Raw genomic sequence first — 18128 nt, forward strand, 5'->3', positions numbered from 1 at the left:
CGGCACCGAGTTGAGCAGCGCCGACGGGCCGGGAGATCCGGTTCGCACGTCCGGAAATCCGCTGGCGCGCCACGTCTAGGCTGGCGCCATGATCGATCTCTGGGAGCCGTCGGCACCGGGCGTGCTGCGCCTGCCGTCCGGACGGCTCGTCCGGGGGCGCGGCCTGCGCCATTCCCTTCCGGCGGGGCCCGAACCCACCTACGGGCTCTACCTGCTCGGCAAGCAGCCGCCCGCGGTGGCGTGGGATTCCCGCTGGGTGCGCTGGCCGGACTTCCGGCTTCCGGCCGACCGGGCCGACGCCGCCGACGCGTTCCGCGAGGCGTGGCGCCGCGCGGAGACCGAGCGCGTCGAGCTCGCCTGCGGAGGCGGCGTCGGACGGACCGGCACGGCGCTGGCCTGCCTCGCCGTGCTCGACGGCGTACCCCGGACCGAAGCGGTCGCCTACGTTCGCGAGCACTACGCGCGCCGCGCCGTGGAAACCCCTTGGCAGCGCCGCTTCGTGACCCGCTTCGAATGACCCGGGCACCACGCCGACCCGGCGCGGTGCCCGTTGGGTGGTGGTGTCCGGTCAGACTCCGCGGGTCAGGGTCCAGGTGTCGTACATCGACTCCGGCGTGGACGGGCGGGACGTCCAGTTGTCGTGGACCTCGGCGGAGCTGAACCCGGCTTCGGCCGCCAGGCGCCGCACGCTGGTGTGGGTGTGCTCGTGGAACCGGTGCAGCTCCCGCGTCCTGGTGTAGGTGCCGGCCTCCGCGTCCGGGGTGCGCAGGAACTGGCTGTGGACCACGTCGAAGTGCGCCCGGGACGGGGGAGCGGTGAAGGTCCAGATGTAGGAGACGTCCTCCAGCTCCACGGCCAGCACCCGCGGCTCCGCCGAGTCGTAGAAGCGTTCGAAGAACCCGTGGCCGTAGAGGTCGAAGACGAACGTGCCGCCAGGCGGCAGGAGCCGGGCGACCGCGGCCAGCGTCTCGCCGAAGCCCGTCCCGGGCAGGTAGGTGAGCCCGTTCGCGGCGCTGATGACGGCGTCGAACCCGGCGTGCAGCGGGATCTCCGGCAGCTCCGCGCGGACCAGCTCCACTCCGGTGCCAAGCCGGTTCCTGGCCTGCTCCAGCATGGCCGCCGACCGGTCGAGGCCGCTGACCTGGTACCCGCGTCGCTGGAGGTCGCCGAGCATCAGGCCGGTGCCGCAGCAGATCTCCAGCACCTTGTGCACCGGTCGGGGCTGGTCCCGCCAGAAACTCTCGATGTAGTCGCCCATGCGTTCGCGCGGGGTCTCCTCCTGCTCGCTGATCACCCAGTCGACCAGCCGGTCGTACGAGGCCGCCAGGTTCGCGTAGGGATCAGAGGAGACGGGGACGTCGACGGTCACGGTTGGTGTGCTCCTTCTCTGGGCTGCGGCACCGGATGCTTCTGCCGCGGTCCGAAAATGGACGGGACGGCGGACCGACCGGCGGTCTCCGGTGTGGTGCGGAAGAGACATGTCCGCGCGAACCGGACGCGAAACGCCTTGCGCGGTAGGGAGAAATGGTATTGACGTCCCATGACCGACCGCCGTGGGACGGGCGAGCATCCGTCCCAACGGGTGATCGTTTTCACCGGGCCGCTACGGCTCGGGGATGCGGTGACGATCGGCCCCCGCGGTCGCCGCCGCCGGCGGCGGGGTTGGTCCGCTCGGGCGAGACGGTGAGACGTGTGTTGACCTGGTGTCTCGCGGGTGGCTACCGTCCGTGGCATCGACCGCGCCCGAGACGAGGTGCCACATGAAGCGGTTCGACCGGCTGGAGCGGATTCTGGCCATGGACCCCGACCGCGACTACGAGTCGATCTACCGGCTGCTCGCCGAGTACGAGTTCCCGTGGGACGTCACCAAGTCGCTGGAGATGGCGCTGTTCCGCACTTACGCGGTGCCGAGCATCGGGCGCCTGCTGGACCGCACCGGGGAGTTCACCAGGTGCCCGCAGAAGCGCTACGACGACACCGTGCTGATCCTGTTCGAGATCCTGCACAACGGACCCTCCAGCGCGAAGGGCAGGGCCGCGCTGGAGTGGCTCAACCGCATCCACGGCCGCTACCGGATCAGCGACGACGACTACCGCTACACCCTGTCGACGTTCGTCGTGATGCCGGTCCGCTGGATCGAGGCCTACGGCTGGCGCAGGCTGCACCCGGTCGAGGTCCGGGCGATCACCAACGTCATGCGCGCGATGGGCGAGGGGATGCGCATCAGCGAGATCCCCGAGACCTACGAGGAGTTCGCGCGGCTGTTCGACGACTACGAACGGGACAACTTCGGCCGCGACTCCGGCGGTACGCGGGTCGCGCAGGCCACGCTCGACCTGTTCGGCTCCTGGTACCCGAAGGCGCTCTCGGGCGCGGTGAGCGACGCGGCCCACCTGCTGATGGAGCCGCATCTGCTGGCGGCGTTCGGCTTCCCGGAGCCCTCCGCGCGGGCGCGGCGGCTCGCCGGTCTGGCGCTGAAGCTGCGCGCCGGCATCGTGCGGATGGGCCCGGCCCGCCCGGACTCGCGGCCGGTGGCACCCGAACCGCTGACCTACCCGGACGGCTACACCCTCTCCGACCTCGGCCCCGAGTCCTTCCACCGCCACCTGGCCCGGCAGGGCGCGGGGCCCGACGCCGAGCCCCGATGTCCGGCGGCGCGATGAACGGCGGCGACCACCGGCTCCTGCTGGCCGAGCCCGAGAGCGACGTCGGCGGTGTGGTGCTCGACGCGGCGCTGGCCGGGTTCGTGGACGTCGGGATCCGGCGGACCACGATGAACGACATCGCCCGCCGCGCCGGGCTCGGCCGGGCGACCATCTACCGGCGCTACCCGGACAAGGACGCCGTGGTGGAAGCGGTCCTGCTGCGGGAGATGCGCCGCTTCGTGCAGTGGCTGGACGAGCGCGTCGACCACATCACCGACCCGGCCGAGCAGGTCGTCGAGTGCTACGTCGCCGTGGTCGGCGGGTTGCGGAGGCACTCCCTGCTGAACCGGCTGATGGCCGTCGAGCCGGACGACTGGCTGCCCGCGCTCACCGCCGACTGGGGCGGGGTGCTGGCGGTCGCCCGCGGCTACCTGGCCGAGAAGCTGCGCGGTCACCAGAGCGCCGGGCGGCTGGGCGAGTTCGACCCGGAGCCGGTCGCCGAGGTGTTCGTCCGACTGGCGCACTCGATGATGCTGACCCCCACCGGTTGCATACCGGAGTCCGACGACGCACGTACGCGCGCCTTCGCCCGCGCCCATCTGGTGCCCGTCGTCACGGGCTGATCCCGGGAGGCCCCATGCCACGAGCGCTCACCGACGAACAGCGGGACTTCGTCGACGCGATCGGCGAGTTCTGCCGCCGCGAGTGCGGCACGAAGCAGCAGCGCGACGCCCTCACCGACCACGGCCGCCACCCGCACAGCCGGGAGCTCTACGCCAGGATGGCCGAGCTCGGCTGGCTGGGAGTGTCGATCCCGCAGGACTACGGCGGTGCCGGTCGCGGCATGGCGGAGCTGTGCCTGTTCCTGGAGGAGACCGCCTACGGCCGCGCTCCGATCTCGGGGTTCGCCACCACGATCATCTCCGCCGCCGCGTACGAGAAGTTCGGCAGCGAGCCGCAGAAGCGCGAAGTGCTCTCGGGAGTGGTCCGCGGACGCGTCGAGGCGATCTCGATGTCGGAGCCGGGCGCGGGCTCCGACGTCGGCGCGCTGCGCTGCCGCGCCGAGCGGCGGCCGGGCGGCTGGGTGGTCAACGGGCAGAAGACGTGGTGCTCCAACGCCCACATCGCCGACCACGTGCTGCTGGTGGCCAGGACGTCGGGCGAGGGCACCAAGCACGAGGGGCTGACGCAGTTCATGGTGCCCACCGGCGCGGAAGGGCTGCGGATCAGCGGCATCGACACGATGGGCGGCCGGGAGGTCAACGACCTGTACTTCACCGACTGCTTCCTGCCCGACGACGCGGTGGTCGGCACCGTCGGTGCCGGGTGGAGCCAGCTCGTGTCCGGCCTGAACCTGGAGCGGATGATCCTGGCCGCCCTGATGCTCGGCACCGCGCGGCGCGCTTTCGACGACACGGTCTCCTACATCACCCAGCGCGAGCAGTTCGGCAGGCCGGTCGGCACGTTCCAGGCGCTGCGGCACCGGATCGCCGACATGGCCACCGAGCTGGAGTGCGCGCGCCTGCTCGTGGACGACGTCGCCCGCACCATCGACGCCAACCCGGGTGTGCTGTTCCCGAGGGAGGCGTCGATGGCCAAGCTCAAGTGCACCGAGCTGGCCAAGCACGTCGCGCTGGAGGGCATGCAGATGATGGGCGGCTACGGCTACGCCACCGATTACGGCATGGAATCGCTGCTGCGCTCGACTGTGGTGTCCACTGTGTACGGAGGTACGAGCGAGATCCAGCGCGACATCATCGGGAAGTCCTACGGGCTATAGCGGCGTGGCGATCACGCCGCCGCGGGTCCGGGTGTGCTGCCGGGCGGCCTCGTAGAGCGCGGTGGAGGCCGAGGCGGCGGCGTCGAGCGAGCTGGCCGAGCCGGCCATCCGAATCCGGGCGACCTCGTCGCACGCCTCGGTCCAGCCGCGGCTGAGTCCGGTGGTCTCGTTGCCGACGACCAGCACGGTCGGGCCGCGCGGGTCGCAGGCGGCCAGCTCGCGCGTGCCGTCCTCGCTCAACCCGACGATGCGCAGCGGGACACCGCCGCGACGGACGTCGACCCACCGGACCGCCTGTGCGGCGGAGTCGGCGTGCGCGGTGGGTGTGCTGAAGACGATCCCGTGGTGGCGCGCAGCGTTCTCGGGTCGTGGAGGTCGACCGCGTGCCCGGTCACGACCACACCGTTCGCCCCGAGCGCGTCGGCGGAGCGGATCACCGACCCCAGGTGCAGAGTCGTGACCGAGGCGAGGAACCACGCCTGCCGCACGAACTCGCTCCAGGAGAAGCGCGCCCGCCGCAGGACCCGCCCGGCCGCGGCCGCGGTGCGCACCGAGAAGTCGAGCAGACCGGTCTGCAGCAGAGCGTCGGCCACCGGACCGCGAGCGGACGGGATACCTGGTGCATCCGGCGCTCCCTCTTCGTCGAGGTGACTCACGTCGTGGAACGAGCTCCCGGACCTGCGGTCACGACCCGGCGGCCTCCAGGTCGCCGGGAACGGGGCCGAGCCGGCACACGGCCGGGTACACGGTGCCCAGCAGGTGCAGGGCGGACTGGGTGAGCATCACGTGCAGGTCACCGCGGCTGAGGGTGCCGCGCACCAGCCACTCCCGGGAAGCGGCCTTGAGCATGCTGCCGAAGGCGCGGATCATCGCCCGCAGCTCCTCGCGGCCCTCGGTCACGTCGGTCATCATCGCTGCCAGCAGGACGTTGTCGGTCGCGATCTCGTCGGACTCCAGCACGATTCGCTCGATGTCCTCGTCGCGGCCGATCGCCTCGGAACCGATGGCCGACAGCCACAGCTCCTTGTTGCGGTCGACCACGTCCAGCCAGCGGTCGACCAGGATCGAGACGCGTTCCTCGGTGGTGGTGCGGGGCAGGTGCTGGGCGACCGAGCCGGGCACCACCATCATCTGCCGCACGACCTCCAGGTAGAGCTCGCGCTTGCTGCCGAAGTAGTGGTTGATCAGCGCCCGGGCCACCCCCGCCTCCCGTGCGATGTCCGTTGTGGACACCGAGGAGTAGCTGCCCCGGCCGAAGAGCCGCCGCGCGACCGCCAGGATCTGCGAACGGCGCTGGTCCGGCTCCAGCCGGCGCCGCTGCGGGGCGGGCTCGGTGCTCATCCACCCACTGTCGCGGCTCGGTTGCCGCTGTGTCAACAACCGGATCAGGTGCGAGTCCGCGTTCGCGAATATCCTTGCACATCAAGGAGTTCAGGCGCCCACACTGTTGGCGTCTTGACAACAGATCTGATCGGGTCGGGTGCTGCGCCGGCCGGGTGAGCGCGTGGCACGCGCGGCGACCGGCGGCGATCAGGCCGAGGGCCGCGCGCACCCGGGTCATCGGGACGGCCGTGTCAGGCGTACATCCGGTCGATCTCGGCCGCGTAGCGCTCGGCGACGACGCGGCGGCGCAGGCTCAGCTTGGGCGTCAGCTCACCGGACTCCGCCGTCCACGGGTGCGGCAGCACGCGGTACTTCTTGATCTGCTCGACCCGGGCGAGCACCTGGTTGGCCTGGTCGACCAGGGCGTCGAGCTCGGCGAGCACGTCCGGGTGGCAGGCCAGCTCGGCGAGGTCGACGGTGCCGATGCCGTGCGCCTCGGCCCACGCGGGCGCTGCCTCCTCGTCCAGCACGACCAGCGCCGTCAGGTACGGGCGGCGGTCGCCGACGGCGACCGCCTGGGCGACCAGCGGGTGCGCCCGCAACATCGCCTCCACCTTGGCGGGCGCGATGTTCTTGCCGCCCGCGGTGATGATGAGCTCCTTCTTGCGGTCGGTGATGGTGACGACGCCGCGCTCGTCGACGACCCCGATGTCGCCGGTGTGGAACCAGCCGTCCTCGTCGGTGCCGTCCTCCACGCCGCCGTCGGGGCGCAGGTATCCGAGGAACACCACCGGCCCGCGCACCAGCAGCTCGCCGTCCTCGGCCGTGGCGACCTCGATGCCCGGCAGCGCGCGCCCGACCGCGCCGAGGGTGAACGTGTCGCCGTTGGTGACCGTCGAGGCGCCGGATGTCTCGCTGAGCCCCCACACCTCGTACACCGGCAGCCCGATGCCGGCGAGGAGTTCGAGCACCGCGATCGGGATCGGCGCCGCGCCGCTGTAGCTGCGCAGGGCGGCGTCGAGTCCGATGGCCGCGCGGATGGGAAGCAGGAGGGCTTCGTCGAGTTCTTTGCGCCGCGCCTCGAGTTCGGCGGGCACCTCGGCTCCCCGGCCGCGCTGCCGCAGCACCCGCAGCGAGAGTTCCCGGGCCTCGTCGAGCGCTGCGCGCTGACCGGAGGGCAGCGCGTCGAGCTTGGCCTGCAACCCGGCGGCGAGCTTCTCCCACACCCGGGGCACGCCGAAGAAGCTGTGCGGTCGGGCGGCCACGAGGGTCGGCACGAGCTCGGCCTGGCCGGCGCAGATCGTCACGTGCCCGGCTCCGCAGATCGGCCGGTAGATGCCGAGCACCCGTTCGGCGATGTGGGCCAGCGGCAGGTAGGAGACCGAGCGCGGGTGCTCCGGCAGCGGAGCGAGCTCGTCCAGCGTCAGCGACTCGTGGATGACGTTGCGGTGCGAGAGCACCACGCCCTTCGGCTCGCCGGTCGTGCCCGACGTGTAGACCATCGACAGCGGCGCGTCAGGGGTGGCGGCGTCGGTCAGCTCCTCGAACTCGGCGGCGAAGTCCGGGTCCGCTCCACCGCCGCGAAGCGCCGCGTAGCCGGCGAAGCGCTCGTCGCCGTCGGGGATGATCTGCTCGTCCAGCACCACGATCGCGCGCAGGGAGGGCAGATCGTCGATCACCGGCCGCCACCGGTCCCACTGCTGCGGGCCTTCGACCACCACGACCGCCGCCGCGCTGTGCTCGGCGAGGAAGCGCAACTGCTCGCTGCTCAGCGTGTCGTAGGTGGTGCAGGAGACGGCGCCCACGTGCGCAGCCGCCAGGTCGGCGACCCAGTGCTCGGGGCGGTGCGACATCGAGATCAGCATCCGGTCGCCGCGTCGCAGGCCGAGCCCCGCCAGCCCGCGGGCCAGCGCGGCGACCTCCTCGCGCAGCCCGGCCCAGATCGACTTCCAGGACACCGACGGCCCCGGTTCCGGCGGTCAGCGCGGGCAGGTCGGCGAACTGGCGGGCGTTGCGCCGCAGGAGCCCGGGGATGGTGTGGCCCTCGACGGCTTTGCGGACTCGTTCTGCTGCGGGCAACTCGGCTTCCTCCCTGGCGCGGACCGGCGCGGCGGTCTGTCGAAAACCCCGTCAACGCTGGAGTGCTGTTGCCCCGATGTCAACAGGCCGTCCGGTGCATTGGTCCGTTCGGTTGATCTTCGTGCCAGGCGTGGCCCGGACGTGTTCCAGCCGTCGTCCGGCTCTCTCGCGGCCATCTCGCCGACGGCCGGGTCGAGGCTTGTTGACCCGGGGTCAACAACGTCGGCGCGTCACTCCTCGCCGGGGCGCAGCAGGGGGACCAGGTGTCTGCGGGCGAACGCGCGGGTCGTGTCGTCGTCCGCGCTGGGGATGAGACCGCCGGGGGTGAGCACGAGGGAGTGCGCCAGGCGGGCGAAGATCTCGGCCACCAGCTCGGCGTCGAAGTCGGCCACCGCGCCCTGCCGCTGCCAGCGGCGGATGTTGCCCGCGATGAAGCCGCGGCCCAGCGCCAGGACCGGCTCTCCGCGCGCGGTCATGAACGGCAGCGCGGTCTCCGGCTCGGACGTCATCGCGCGCAGCAGCAGGGGACTGCGGGCGACTCCGGTGACGAAGGCGGTGAAGCCCTCGGCCATCTGCTCCTCCGGGGTGGCCACCCGGGCGATCTTGGCGTCGACCCCGGCGATGAACGCGCGCACCTCGCGCAACAGCACTGCCTGGACGAGTTGGTCCTTCTGCGGGAAGCGCCGGTAGACCGTCGCGACGCCGAGTCCCGCGCGCTCGGCGATGCGGTTCATCGTGGTGCGGCGGATGCCGTGGGTGACGAAGCAGGCGAGGCCCGCGTCGAGGATGCGCCGCACGGACTCGTCGCCGGGCTCGGGCATGCTCCGCAGGTCGTCGAGGAACGCCTCGTCGAAGGTGGTCATGGTGGGCCAGAGTCTACGGCGGGGCAGCGGTGCCGGAGCGCCGGACGCGGAGGCCGCGGTCGCCCCGCCACCCGGGCGCGGGCGGGTCTTCAACGCACGCGCGGAGAGCACGCAAGGCGGCCTGCGCCATACTGGTGCTTGACGCCACCGCTACGGTCCGGTTAACTTCCGGCGCATTGGTCCGACCAATGAGGAGGCCGAGGTGGACCCGGAACTGATCGGGTTGGTGGACGCGCTGCTGCGGACCGCGACCCGCGAGCGCAGGACGGGCCTGCTGCGGCTGCCGCCGGAACGCGAGCTCGGGGCCGAGCTGAACATGAGCCGGGGCGCGCTGCGCGAGCAGCTCTCCTGCCTGGCGATGCTCGGGTTCGTCAACCGGACCCAGGGCAGGGGGACCTACCTGCAGGTTCCGGACGCGAGCTTCATGCAGGTCTACTTCAGCCTCGCCCGCCGCTTCGGCCATCTGGGGCCCGCGCAGTTCGAGCAGGCCAGAGAGCTGCTGGAGATGTCGGTGGTGGCCGAGGCCGCGCGCAGGGCGACCGACGCCGACGTGCGCAGCCTGCGCGACCAGGTCGACGCGATGATCGAGGCCTCCGGTGTCGGCGCGGTGGAGGAGGCCACCGAGGCGGACTTCGACTTCCACCGGTTGCTGTTCGGCATCGTCGGCAACCCGATGTTCGACTTCCTGCACGAGGGTTTCGCCCACGTCATGCGGGAGGACCTGACCGAGCGCCGCGCGCGGACGCTGCGCATCGAGCAGCGCGCGGGCAAGCCCTGCTTCGAGACCGACCGCGTGCATTACGACATCGTCGACGCGATCGAGCGGCGCGACCCCGACGCCGCGCGTGCGGCGATGGCCCGGCACTTCGAGCTGTGGCGCAGCCTCACCGAGTCCGTCAAGTCCGCCGAAGCCGCCGAGTCGGCCGAGGCCGCCGCGAGCTGACGGCGCACCGCATTTCGCCGCTCGTCGAACGAATCCGCTGGCCGGACGATTGCGGTCGCGCGCGTTGTGGGGTCGGCCCCGATGCGCTACAACGGGGTGATGGCCGACATCGATGTGTCTTCCCTGCAACCGGGGCAGAGCGAGTCCAACGAGAGCGGCGAGCGGATGGGCCGCTCCGCGGGCGGCCACCTGGTGCAGTTGCGCAAGCGGGTCTCGGAGCCGGGCTTCGTCGTCACCGCCGACGTGGAGTCGCGGCCGGAGGCGCCCTCCGAGGTGATCACCCACGAATGGGCCTCGGCCAACGTCGCGTTCGAACGGCTGATGCGGGAGTGCTGACCGGTCACCCGGACGACGCCGCCCGGGTGACCGGTGCGCGTCGCGCCTGGGGACGTGCGTCCGGGCTGCCGCCCCGGTGCTATCCCGCCAGGTCGCGCGCCGGAGGCGGTCAGGGCAGGTCGAGCACGAAGTCGAACGTCGCGGCCCTGCCCGACGGCCCGTCCTGGACCTCCATCAGCAGCCGCGGGTCGAAGATCTGGTCGTGCTCGTTGCCCGGCTCGCCCGGGAAGTAGAGCTGCGTGGTCAGCACCGGCTGGTTCGGTGCCTGCACCTTGACGTGGATGTGCCTGGTGCGGCCGGGGTAGAGGCCGGGGACGATGGTGTCGAGCCGGTACCGGCCGTCGGCGCCGGTGAACTGGTGGCCTCGCAGCCGGTAGCCGGTGTTGTCGTAGACGCCGGTGTCGTCGGCCTGCCAGAAGTCCAGCAGCACCTGCCCCAGCGGGGTGCACGACCGGCTGTAGGCGAACCCGGACACAGCCAGCGCGGTCCCGGGTATCCCGGGCTCACGCATGTCGGTGCGTTGCGGCGAGTCGGGCTTGAAGTACGGGCCCTCGATCTGCTCGGGAGTCTCCTCGTCCCCGTCCTCGCACCGCGGTGTCGGGTCGAAGCGGTCGGCGCCGGCCTTCGGTGGCCGCAACACCCCGGCGACGGCGGGCAGGGCGGCCGCGGTCGCGAGTCCGGCTTTGAGAAAGGTGGAGCGCCGGAACTTCCTGTCGTCCTCGGTCATGGCTCAGGGCTTTCTCTCGACGGAAGAACTTATTGATTCAGACCTTTGCAGTAGGGCCGTTTTTCCGTCAACGCGGCGAAAAGTACGCCGGCGCTGCACCGGACGACGCTGCATCCGGCGCGCCGCACGGCTCATTCCGCGCGGGAATGCCGGGCCGGAGAGTCGTCGGACGGCCGGTCGTTGCCCGCCTCCGCGCGGGCTCGCACGCGCAACGCCAGCAGCACCAGTGCGGCGTGCTCCGGGCGTCCCAGGTCGCCGCCGGTCAGCTCGCCCAGCCTGCGCAGCCGGTTGAGCACGGTGTTGCGGTGGCAGAAGACCTCGCGCGCGGTGTCGGCGACCGAGCCTGAGGCGAGGAAGCTCTCGGCGGTCTCGAGCAGCCTGCGGCGCTCGTGCGGGGACACCGAGTCCACTTCGGACAGAACGGATCGGGTGAGCGCCTCTCCGAGCTCTGCCAGCCGGGCGGCGGCGATGTCGGCCCAGACCTCCCGCAGCCGCATCGGACGCGTGGTCTCCGGACCGAGCGCCGCGGCCACTTCCACGGCGACGCGCACCGACAGCGGTACCGCGGCCAGTCCGTCCGCGACCGGGCCCAGGCCGCAGGGCACCTCCTGCATCCAGTGCGCGGGCATCGCGCGCACGCCCCGCGGCAGCGCCGCCAGCAGGACCGGTCGGCGTTCCTCGAAGTGGAGGTGCGCGCTGATCCCGTTGGCGCGCAGGCGGTCCAGCGCGCCGCGCAGCGCCCGCTGGTTCGCCGGCGCGCCGGCGGCGACGGCGAACAGTCCGTTCGGGTCGACCTCCAGCGCGGTGGCGACCTGGTTGACGGCCTGCGGATCCCGTCCGTCGGTGGCGAGCAGCTGCGCGACGAGCCTGTTCCGCTCGCGTTCCCGCTCCCGCGCGAGCACGGCGGCCTCGTCGAGGTAGCTGACGTGCACGCCGACCGTGTGGCGCTCGACGGCTTCCCAGACGGTGACGGCTCCCTCGATCAGCGCCTGCGTGTCGTCGGGGTCGGCGCGTCGCAGCAGCGCCGACCACAGCACGCGGAAGTCCAGCCGCACCGCCTGGAGCAGGACCTCCAGCGGCATGCCAGCCTGGGCGCGGCGCCGCCCGACGCGTTCGGAGACATCGGCGATCCGGTGCGGGACGGGAAGCCCCGCGATCAGCCGCAACAGCATCTCGAAGCTGGCCTCGGCGTCGGCGCGGACCTCCGCGGTGGGGATCAGCCCGTCCCGATAGGGCGGCAGGACGGCGATCTCGGCGACGAAGGCGTCCACCAGCTCGTCGAGATCGTCCAGGCACGCGTGCACGAGGTGGCGCAGCGGCCCGGCGGAGTGGCCCGAACTGTGCATGTGCCCAAGCCCTCCTTCCGCATCGACGGCATTTCACCATTGTGCTGGGCGTGCACCGCGAGGAGGGTGTCAGGACAACTCGGCACTGTTCGGTACTTCACCGGGAGTTTCGATGCATCTGACGCCACGGGAACAGGAACGCCTGACGCTTTTCACCGCCGCCGAGCTGGCTCGCAGGCGGTTGGCCAGGGGGTCCAGGCTCGGATCGGCCGAGGCCATCGCACTGGTCTGCGACGAGGTGCTGGAGATGGCCTGGGACGGCGTGGGGATCGACGAGGTGGTGGCCATGGCCAAGGAGGTCGTCCGGCCGGACCAGGTGCTGCCGGGCGTGGCCGCGTCGGCGCCCCGCGTCCAGGTGGAGGCCCTCTTCCCGCACGGCAGCTCGCTGGTGCACGTCGACGAGCCGTTCGGGCCGGCCCAGCCCGACGATGCCGGCGCGGTGCGCGTCGCCTCCGGGGAAGTAGTCCTGGCTCCCGGCCGGGAGCGCAAGCACCTCGAGGTGCGCAACGGGGGAGCGCGGGCGATCTGGTTGTCGTCGCACTTCCCGCTGGAGCAGGCCAACCCCGCGCTGGAGATGGACCGGGCGGCGGCCGCCGGGTACCGGCTCGACGTCCCGGCGGGCACCTCCCTGGAGTTCCCGCCGGGCGCGGCGCGCACGGTGTCGGTGGTCGCCAGGGGAGGTGCGCGATGACGGCGAGGATGTCCCGCGCGGAGTACGCGACGCTGTACGGGCCGACGACCGGGGACCGGGTGCGGCTGGCCGACACCGACCTGTGGGTGGAGGTCGAGGGCGACGACACCGAGCCGGGCGAGGAGCTGCTCGGCGGGTGCGGCAAGACGGCCAGGGACGGGCTGCTGGTCGCGGGGAAGGCGCCGCGTGACAGCGCGCTGGACCTCGTCGTGCTCGGGGTGCTGCTGCTCGACCCGGTGCTGGGCATCCGCAAGACCAACATCGGGGTCAAGGACGGCCGCGTGGTCGGCACCGGACGGGCGGGAAATCCCGACGCAGCCGACGGCATCGAGCTAATCGTGGACTCCCACACCGCGATGATCACCGGTGAAGGGCTGATCGCCACGCCGGGCGTGGTCGACTCGCACGTGCACCTCTCCAGCCCCGAGGTCGTGCCCGCCGCGCTCGGCGCGGGCGTGACCTCGCTGGTCGGCATGGGCCTCGGCGGGGTGTGGGACGTCGGCGCCAACCCCCGGCAGAACCTGCACACGCTGATCCGGGCGTGGCGCGACGTCCCGGTCAACGTGGCGTTCCTGGCGCGCGGCTCGTCGTCGTCGGCAGAGCTGCTGGACCAGGCCGTGCTTTCGGGTGCGGGCGGGTTCAAGGTCCACGAGGACTGGGGCGCCACCCCGCACATCGTCGACACCTGCCTCGGCGTCGCCGAGGACTCGGACCTGCCGGTGGCCCTGCACACCGACACGCTCAACGAGTCGGGCTACCTCGCAGACACCCTCGACGCGACCGGCGGGCGGACGGTGCACGCCTACCACGTGGAGGGCGGCGGCGGGCACCCCGACCTGCTGGAGATCGTCTCCCACCCGCACGTGCTCACCTCCTCGACCACGCCGACGCTGCCGCTGACCCCGGCCACCGCCGCCGAACTGCTGCCGATGACCATGACCGTTCACAGGGGACACGGCAGTCTCGGCAGCGACGTCGCCATCGCGCGCAGCCGGCTGCGCGAGCACGCCATCGCGGCCGAGAACGCGCTGCACGACCGGGGCGCGATCAGCATCGTGAACTCCGACTCGATGGGCATGGGCCGCATCGCCGAGACCGCCCGCCGCACCTGGCAGCTCGCCCACGTCCAGGCCGCGCTGGCCGGGGAGACCGGGCCGGACCGGCCCGCCAACGCCAGGGTGCTGCGCTACCTGGCCAAGATCACCCTGAACCCGGCCATCGCGCACGGAATGGGCCACGAGGTCGGTGCGCTCACCCCGGGCAGCATGGCCGACATCGTGCTGTGGCACCCGGCGTGGTTCGGCACCCAGCCCGAACTTGTGCTCAAGTCCGGGTTCGTCGCGTGGGGCGCGAGCGGTTCGGGCTCCGGTTCGACGCGGCTGACCCAGCCGCGCGTGATGGGCCCGTTCTTCGGCGGCCTGGGCTCGGCGCCGCGCGGGCTCGCTTCGGTCTTCGTCTCCGAGCAGTGCCTGGCCGACTCCCGGGCCCGCGCCGCGCTGCCCGACGGCGTCCGCTACGCGCCGATCCGGCGCAGCCGGGGCCTCACCCGCCACGACATGGTCGCCAACACCGCCACGCCCCGCGTCGAGGTGCCGACCGGGCCGGAACCGGTCCTGGTCGACGGCGCGGCGATCGCGATGCACCACGCGAGCTCCCTGCCGCTGACCCGCGTGCACCACCTGGGCTGAGGAGGACCGATGCTGGATCTGCTGTTGCGCAACGCCGTGGTCCGCACCATGGACGACCGCCGTCCGACGGCCTCGGCGGTCGGGATCCTGGCCGGACGCGTCGTCGGTCTCGACGAAGAGGTGGCGCAGGCGCCCGCGCGCACCGTCGTCGACTGCGACGGTGCGGTGCTGTTGCCGGGTTTCGGTGACGCGCACAACCACATGGCCTGGTACGGCATGGCGCTGTCCGAAGTGGACCTGACCGGGTGCGCCACCCTCGAGGAGGTCCACACCGCGGTGGCGAGGCGGGCCGCGGGCCTCGACCACGACGCCTGGGTGGTGGGCAGCGGCTACGACGACACCGTGCTGGGCGCCCATCCCCACCGCGCGGAGCTGGACCGCGCCGGCGGTGGCAGGCCGGTGTGGCTCAAGCACCGCTCCGGGCACATGTGCAGCGTCAGCAGCGAGGTGCTGCGGCGGGCGGGCGTGCTCGACGGGACGGCCGAGGTCCCGGAGGGCGGCGTCGTCGCGCGCGATGCGGCGGGCAGCCCCACCGGGCTGCTCGAGGAGCGCGCGCAGCAGCTGGTGAACGCGCTCGTCACGCCGGTTCCGGCAGGCGAGCTGGCCGACGCGGTCGCCAGAGCGGCGCGGAACTACGTCGCCGAAGGGCTCACCCACGTGGTGGAGGCCGGCATCGGCGGCGGGTTCATCGGGCGCAGTCCCATCGAGCTGGCCGCCTACCAGCTCGCCCGCGAACGCGGTGAGCTGCCGCTGCGGGTGCAGCTCATGGTCGCCGGCGACGCGCTGCACCCGTTGGCCGGTCACCGCGACGACGACCTGCGGGTCGGCCTCGACCTGGGCATCCGCACCGGGTTCGGCGACGACCACCTGCGGATCGGGCCGATGAAGATCTTCCTGGACGGCTCGATGGTCGGACGCACCGCCGCGCTGACCGAACCGTTCTGCGACCACGCGCACGGCTCCGGCTACTTCCAGAGCGATCCGGCCGCCATGCGCCGGCTCGTGGTCGACGCGCACCGCAGCGGCTGGCGGGTCGCCGCGCACGCGATCGGCGACTCCGCGGTGGACGTGGCGATCGAGGCGTTCGCCGCCGCGCAGCGCGCGTATCCGCGGCCGGGTGTCCGCCACCGCGTCGAGCACGCCGGTCTGGTCCGCCCCGGCCAGATCTCGCGGCTGGCGGAGCTGGGGCTGATCCCGGTGCCGCAGGCGCGGTTCCTGCACGAGATCGGCGACACGATGTTCGACGCGGTCGGACCGGACCGGGCGCCGTGGCTGTACCGGCACCGCTCCTTCCTCGATGCCGGGTTGCGAGTTCCCGGCAGCTCCGACCGGCCGGTCGCGGCCGGAGCGCCCCTGCTGGGCGTGCAGTCCATGGTCGAGCGCACCAGCCGGACCGGCCGGCTGCTCGGCGAACGCGAGCGCGTCACCGCCGAGCAGGCGTTGCGCGCCTACACCACCGAAGCCGCGTGGGCCTCGTGCGAGGAGTCCGACCGGGGCCGCCTCGCGGCGGGCATGCACGCCGACCTGGTGGTGCTCGGCGCGGACCCGCTCGGCGTGCCCACTTCGCGGATCGGCTCCGTCCCCGTCGTGGCCACCTTCGTGGCAGGGCGCTGCGCGCACGGCGCGGACTGGGTCGACTCGCGGATCACCGGCGCTTCACCGCAACCAAGCCCGTCCCCCGCAACCCCCTCCGGAGCCGCCAGATGACCAGCACAGACAGCCACCAGGCACCACGGGTCACCGACGCCGAGGCCGGCCGGATCGCCTTCGCGGCGTTCGTGGGCACCGCGCTCGAGTGGTACGACTACTTCCTCTACGGCACGGCCGCGTCGATCGTCTTCAACCGCCTGTACTTCTCCACCGGCGATCCCGTCGTGGCGACCCTGGCAGCCTTCGCGTCGTTCGCGGTCGGCTTCGTCGCCCGGCCGGTCGGCGCGGTGGTCTTCGGCCACGTCGGCGACCGGTTCGGCCGCAGGCGCTCGCTGATCATCACGGTGACCATGATCGGTGTGGTCACCGGGCTGATCGGCCTGCTGCCGGACTACACCACGATCGGCGTGGCCGCGCCGGTCCTGCTCACGCTGCTGCGCGTGTTGCAGGGCGTCGCGGTGGGCGGCGAGTGGGGCGGCGCGGTGACCTTGGCGGTCGAGCACGCCCCGCCGGAGCACCGCGGCCGCTACGCGGCGCTGCCGCAGGTCGGCTCGCCGATCGGCACGCTGCTGTCCTCCGGTGCGTTCACCCTCGTCTCCCTGATGCCGCCGGAGGCCTTCGACGCGTGGGGCTGGCGGCTTCCGTTCCTGGCGGCGATCCCGCTGCTGTTCGTCGCGCTCTACCTGCGCCGCCGCGTCGAGGAGTCGCCGCTGTTCACCGTGCTGCTCGAACAGCACGAACGCGCCTCGCTGCCGGCGCTGGAGGTGCTGCGCAACTCGCTGGGCCGGGTGCTGACCGGGCTGTGCGCCTCGCTGCTGGGCGTGGGCGGGTTCTACCTGCTGACCACCTTCGCGATCAGCTACGGCACCGAGACGCTGGGGCTGCCGCGGTCGCTGATGCTCTCGGCCACGTTGGTGGCGGCGGTCGTCGAGATCGCGGTGCTGCTGGTCTTCGGCAGGCTCGCCGAACGCCTGGGGCCCGGGACGGTGTGCGTGGTGGGCAGCGTCGCCTCGGCGGTGATGGCCTTCCCGGTCTTCTGGATGCTCGACACCCGAAGCGCGCCGCTGGTGGTGCTCGCCGTGACGCTCGGAGTGGCGTGCCTGTCGGTGCCCTACGCGGTGTCCGGCTCGCTGCTGACCGAGCTTTTCCCGCCGCACCTGCGCTACAGCGGCGTGTCGATCTCCTTCAACCTCGGCGGCGTGGTGAGCGGATTCGTGCCGTTGGCGGCCACTTCGCTGATGGCCGCGGGCGGCGGTTCGGGGGCGGTCGCGCTGCTTCTGGTGGGGCTTTCGGCGCTGACCGCGGTCGGTGGTTTGGTCGGTGGCCGCCTGCGGGTAAGGGACGAGGTGAGCGTCGTCTGATCCGCCGTCACCGCGGTGCTCGGGCGGTAGGCGACGCCCAGCCGACCCGACCCGGTAGCGGCCGCCGCACGCGGACGGCCGAGCGAGCCGGCCGCGGTGTTCGCACCGCCGACTGGCTGAGCGTCGAAAGGAGAGATCTCATGACGACGGCTCGCGACATCATGCACGCAGGCGCCAAGTGCGTGAACGAGGGGGAAAGCCTGCAGAGGGCCGCCCAGATGATGCGTGATCTCAACGTCGGCTCGCTGCCCATCTGCGGCAACGACGACCGGTTGCACGGCATGATCACCGATCGCGACATCGTGGTGAAGTGCTGCGCGGAGGGCAAGGACCTGTCCCAGGTCAAGGCCGGTGAGCTCGCGCAGGGGACCCCGCACTGGGTCGATGCCGACGCCGACTTGAAGCAGGTGCTCAACCTGATGGAGCAGCACCAGATCCGCCGGCTCCCGGTGATCGCCGACCACCGGCTGGTCGGCATGATCAGCGAGGCCGACCTGGCTCGCAACCTCAGCGACGAGCAGTTGGCGCACTTCGTGGAGAACGTCTACGCGACCAGCGGCTGACACGACCGCACGGCGGCGGCGGCGGAGTTCGCTCCGCCGCCGCCGTGCGGGTCAGGGAGCGGGCGGGAGGTAGTCGTTGGTGTAGGTGCGCGCGAGGTCGATGCCGGCCCGGCGACCTCCGGGATGAACCGGG

General features: G+C 72.2%; 19 protein-coding genes. 11 read left to right on the forward strand and 8 right to left on the reverse strand.

What is annotated here, in order from left to right:
• Nucleotides 1–88: 88 nt before the first annotated feature.
• Entirely contained in the window at nucleotides 89–517 is a 429-nt protein-coding gene (locus SACE_RS16820) for a protein-tyrosine phosphatase family protein (protein ID WP_009942265.1), read from the forward strand.
• A gap of 51 nt (nucleotides 518–568) precedes the next feature.
• On the opposite strand, the gene SACE_RS16825 is transcribed toward SACE_RS16820, so the two are convergent.
• Nucleotides 569–1369, reverse strand: coding sequence for a class I SAM-dependent DNA methyltransferase (locus SACE_RS16825; RefSeq protein WP_009942263.1), 801 nt, complete (start codon nucleotides 1367–1369; stop codon nucleotides 569–571).
• Nucleotides 1370–1760: 391 nt separating this feature from the next.
• On the opposite strand from SACE_RS16825, the gene SACE_RS16830 reads away from it, so the two are divergent.
• The 3 genes from SACE_RS16830 to SACE_RS16840 are packed head-to-tail and all read left to right on the forward strand — an operon-like array spanning nucleotide 1761 to nucleotide 4425.
• Nucleotides 1761–2663, forward strand: coding sequence for an oxygenase MpaB family protein (locus SACE_RS16830; protein WP_009942261.1), 903 nt, complete (start codon nucleotides 1761–1763; stop codon nucleotides 2661–2663).
• Nucleotides 2645–3268 (forward strand): TetR/AcrR family transcriptional regulator, encoded by a 624-nt coding sequence (locus tag SACE_RS16835; protein ID WP_009942260.1) that lies wholly within the window; start codon nucleotides 2645–2647, stop codon nucleotides 3266–3268. The genes SACE_RS16830 and SACE_RS16835 overlap by 19 nt, the downstream gene beginning before the upstream one ends.
• A 14-nt stretch (nucleotides 3269–3282) precedes the next feature.
• On the forward strand, nucleotides 3283–4425 hold the full coding sequence (locus SACE_RS16840) for an acyl-CoA dehydrogenase family protein (protein WP_009942259.1): 1143 nt from the start codon (nucleotides 3283–3285) through the stop codon (nucleotides 4423–4425).
• Here SACE_RS16840 and SACE_RS16845 read toward each other — a convergent pair.
• From SACE_RS16845 to SACE_RS16865, 5 genes are all read right to left on the reverse strand, one after another.
• Nucleotides 4420–4764, reverse strand: coding sequence for a TrmH family RNA methyltransferase (locus tag SACE_RS16845; RefSeq protein ID WP_081468218.1), 345 nt, complete (start codon nucleotides 4762–4764; stop codon nucleotides 4420–4422). The two genes, SACE_RS16840 and SACE_RS16845, sit on opposite strands and share 6 nt — an antisense overlap.
• Entirely contained in the window at nucleotides 4662–5018 is a 357-nt protein-coding gene (locus SACE_RS16850; protein WP_009942256.1) for an RNA methyltransferase, read from the reverse strand. Before SACE_RS16850 ends, SACE_RS16845 begins: the two co-directional genes overlap by 103 nt.
• 91 nt (nucleotides 5019–5109) lie before the next feature.
• The gene (locus SACE_RS16855; RefSeq protein ID WP_009942255.1) at nucleotides 5110–5766 is read right to left on the reverse strand and encodes a TetR/AcrR family transcriptional regulator; all 657 of its coding nucleotides are present in this window, start codon (nucleotides 5764–5766) and stop codon (nucleotides 5110–5112) included.
• A 233-nt stretch (nucleotides 5767–5999) separates the two neighbouring features.
• The gene (locus SACE_RS16860) at nucleotides 6000–7706 is read right to left on the reverse strand and encodes an AMP-dependent synthetase/ligase (RefSeq protein ID WP_011874045.1); all 1707 of its coding nucleotides are present in this window, start codon (nucleotides 7704–7706) and stop codon (nucleotides 6000–6002) included.
• Nucleotides 7707–8057: 351 nt separating this feature from the next.
• Nucleotides 8058–8690 (reverse strand): TetR/AcrR family transcriptional regulator, encoded by a 633-nt coding sequence (locus tag SACE_RS16865; protein ID WP_009942253.1) that lies wholly within the window; start codon nucleotides 8688–8690, stop codon nucleotides 8058–8060.
• Between the two features lie 202 nt (nucleotides 8691–8892).
• Here SACE_RS16865 and SACE_RS16870 point away from each other — a divergent pair, with 202 nt between their 5' ends.
• Both SACE_RS16870 and SACE_RS16875 read left to right on the forward strand, forming a co-directional pair.
• Complete coding sequence (locus SACE_RS16870; protein WP_009942252.1) at nucleotides 8893–9633, forward strand: FadR/GntR family transcriptional regulator; 741 nt, start codon at nucleotides 8893–8895, stop codon at nucleotides 9631–9633.
• Between the two features lie 99 nt (nucleotides 9634–9732).
• Complete coding sequence (locus tag SACE_RS16875) at nucleotides 9733–9969, forward strand: hypothetical protein (RefSeq protein ID WP_143538156.1); 237 nt, start codon at nucleotides 9733–9735, stop codon at nucleotides 9967–9969.
• Between the two features lie 109 nt (nucleotides 9970–10078).
• Here SACE_RS16875 and SACE_RS16880 read toward each other — a convergent pair whose 3' ends face one another.
• Both SACE_RS16880 and SACE_RS16885 read right to left on the reverse strand, forming a co-directional pair.
• Nucleotides 10079–10696, reverse strand: a complete 618-nt coding sequence (locus SACE_RS16880) for a dioxygenase family protein (RefSeq protein WP_009942249.1) — start codon at nucleotides 10694–10696, stop codon at nucleotides 10079–10081.
• 131 nt (nucleotides 10697–10827) lie between these two features.
• Nucleotides 10828–12042 carry an RsbRD N-terminal domain-containing protein gene (locus SACE_RS16885; protein WP_009942247.1) on the reverse strand — a complete coding sequence of 405 codons (1215 nt, stop codon included), beginning with the start codon at nucleotides 12040–12042 and terminating at the stop codon, nucleotides 10828–10830.
• Between the two features lie 112 nt (nucleotides 12043–12154).
• Between SACE_RS16885 and ureA the strand changes: the two genes are divergently transcribed.
• The 5 genes from ureA (at nucleotide 12155) to SACE_RS16910 (ending at nucleotide 17995) form a co-directional block, all read left to right on the forward strand.
• The gene (gene ureA / locus SACE_RS39265) at nucleotides 12155–12733 is read left to right on the forward strand and encodes an urease subunit gamma (protein ID WP_009942245.1); all 579 of its coding nucleotides are present in this window, start codon (nucleotides 12155–12157) and stop codon (nucleotides 12731–12733) included.
• Nucleotides 12730–14421 carry an urease subunit alpha gene (locus SACE_RS16895; protein WP_011874048.1) on the forward strand — a complete coding sequence of 564 codons (1692 nt, stop codon included), beginning with the start codon at nucleotides 12730–12732 and terminating at the stop codon, nucleotides 14419–14421. Before ureA ends, SACE_RS16895 begins: the two co-directional genes overlap by 4 nt.
• Nucleotides 14422–14430: 9 nt before the next feature.
• Complete coding sequence (locus tag SACE_RS16900; RefSeq protein ID WP_009942242.1) at nucleotides 14431–16128, forward strand: amidohydrolase; 1698 nt, start codon at nucleotides 14431–14433, stop codon at nucleotides 16126–16128.
• The gene (locus SACE_RS16905) at nucleotides 16125–17432 is read left to right on the forward strand and encodes an MFS transporter (protein ID WP_009942241.1); all 1308 of its coding nucleotides are present in this window, start codon (nucleotides 16125–16127) and stop codon (nucleotides 17430–17432) included. The genes SACE_RS16900 and SACE_RS16905 overlap by 4 nt, the downstream gene beginning before the upstream one ends.
• Nucleotides 17433–17572: 140 nt before the next feature.
• Nucleotides 17573–17995 carry a CBS domain-containing protein gene (locus SACE_RS16910; RefSeq protein ID WP_009942240.1) on the forward strand — a complete coding sequence of 141 codons (423 nt, stop codon included), beginning with the start codon at nucleotides 17573–17575 and terminating at the stop codon, nucleotides 17993–17995.
• Nucleotides 17996–18128 lie beyond the last annotated feature (133 nt).

It is taken from the genome of Saccharopolyspora erythraea NRRL 2338, from assembly GCF_000062885.1.
GTDB classification, from domain to species: Bacteria; Actinomycetota; Actinomycetes; order Mycobacteriales; family Pseudonocardiaceae; genus Saccharopolyspora_D; species Saccharopolyspora_D erythraea.

Bases quoted from the DNA above. Each gene is read 5' to 3' on its own strand.
- SACE_RS16880 (WP_009942249.1), bottom strand. From the start codon at position 10,696: ATGACCGAGGACGACAGGAAGTTCCGGCGCTCCACCTTTCTCAAAGCC.
- SACE_RS16830 (WP_009942261.1), top strand. From the start codon at position 1,761: ATGAAGCGGTTCGACCGGCTGGAGCGGATTCTGGCCATGGACCCCGAC.
- SACE_RS16875 (WP_143538156.1), top strand. From the start codon at position 9,733: ATGGCCGACATCGATGTGTCTTCCCTGCAACCGGGGCAGAGCGAGTCC.
- SACE_RS16835 (WP_009942260.1), top strand. From the start codon at position 2,645: ATGTCCGGCGGCGCGATGAACGGCGGCGACCACCGGCTCCTGCTGGCC.
- SACE_RS16895 (WP_011874048.1), top strand. From the start codon at position 12,730: ATGACGGCGAGGATGTCCCGCGCGGAGTACGCGACGCTGTACGGGCCG.
- SACE_RS16910 (WP_009942240.1), top strand. From the start codon at position 17,573: ATGACGACGGCTCGCGACATCATGCACGCAGGCGCCAAGTGCGTGAAC.
- SACE_RS16865 (WP_009942253.1), bottom strand. From the start codon at position 8,690: ATGACCACCTTCGACGAGGCGTTCCTCGACGACCTGCGGAGCATGCCC.
- SACE_RS16820 (WP_009942265.1), top strand. From the start codon at position 89: ATGATCGATCTCTGGGAGCCGTCGGCACCGGGCGTGCTGCGCCTGCCG.
- SACE_RS16885 (WP_009942247.1), bottom strand. From the start codon at position 12,042: ATGCACAGTTCGGGCCACTCCGCCGGGCCGCTGCGCCACCTCGTGCAC.
- SACE_RS16905 (WP_009942241.1), top strand. From the start codon at position 16,125: ATGACCAGCACAGACAGCCACCAGGCACCACGGGTCACCGACGCCGAG.
- SACE_RS16900 (WP_009942242.1), top strand. From the start codon at position 14,431: ATGCTGGATCTGCTGTTGCGCAACGCCGTGGTCCGCACCATGGACGAC.
- SACE_RS16855 (WP_009942255.1), bottom strand. From the start codon at position 5,766: ATGAGCACCGAGCCCGCCCCGCAGCGGCGCCGGCTGGAGCCGGACCAG.
- ureA (WP_009942245.1), top strand. From the start codon at position 12,155: ATGCATCTGACGCCACGGGAACAGGAACGCCTGACGCTTTTCACCGCC.
- SACE_RS16840 (WP_009942259.1), top strand. From the start codon at position 3,283: ATGCCACGAGCGCTCACCGACGAACAGCGGGACTTCGTCGACGCGATC.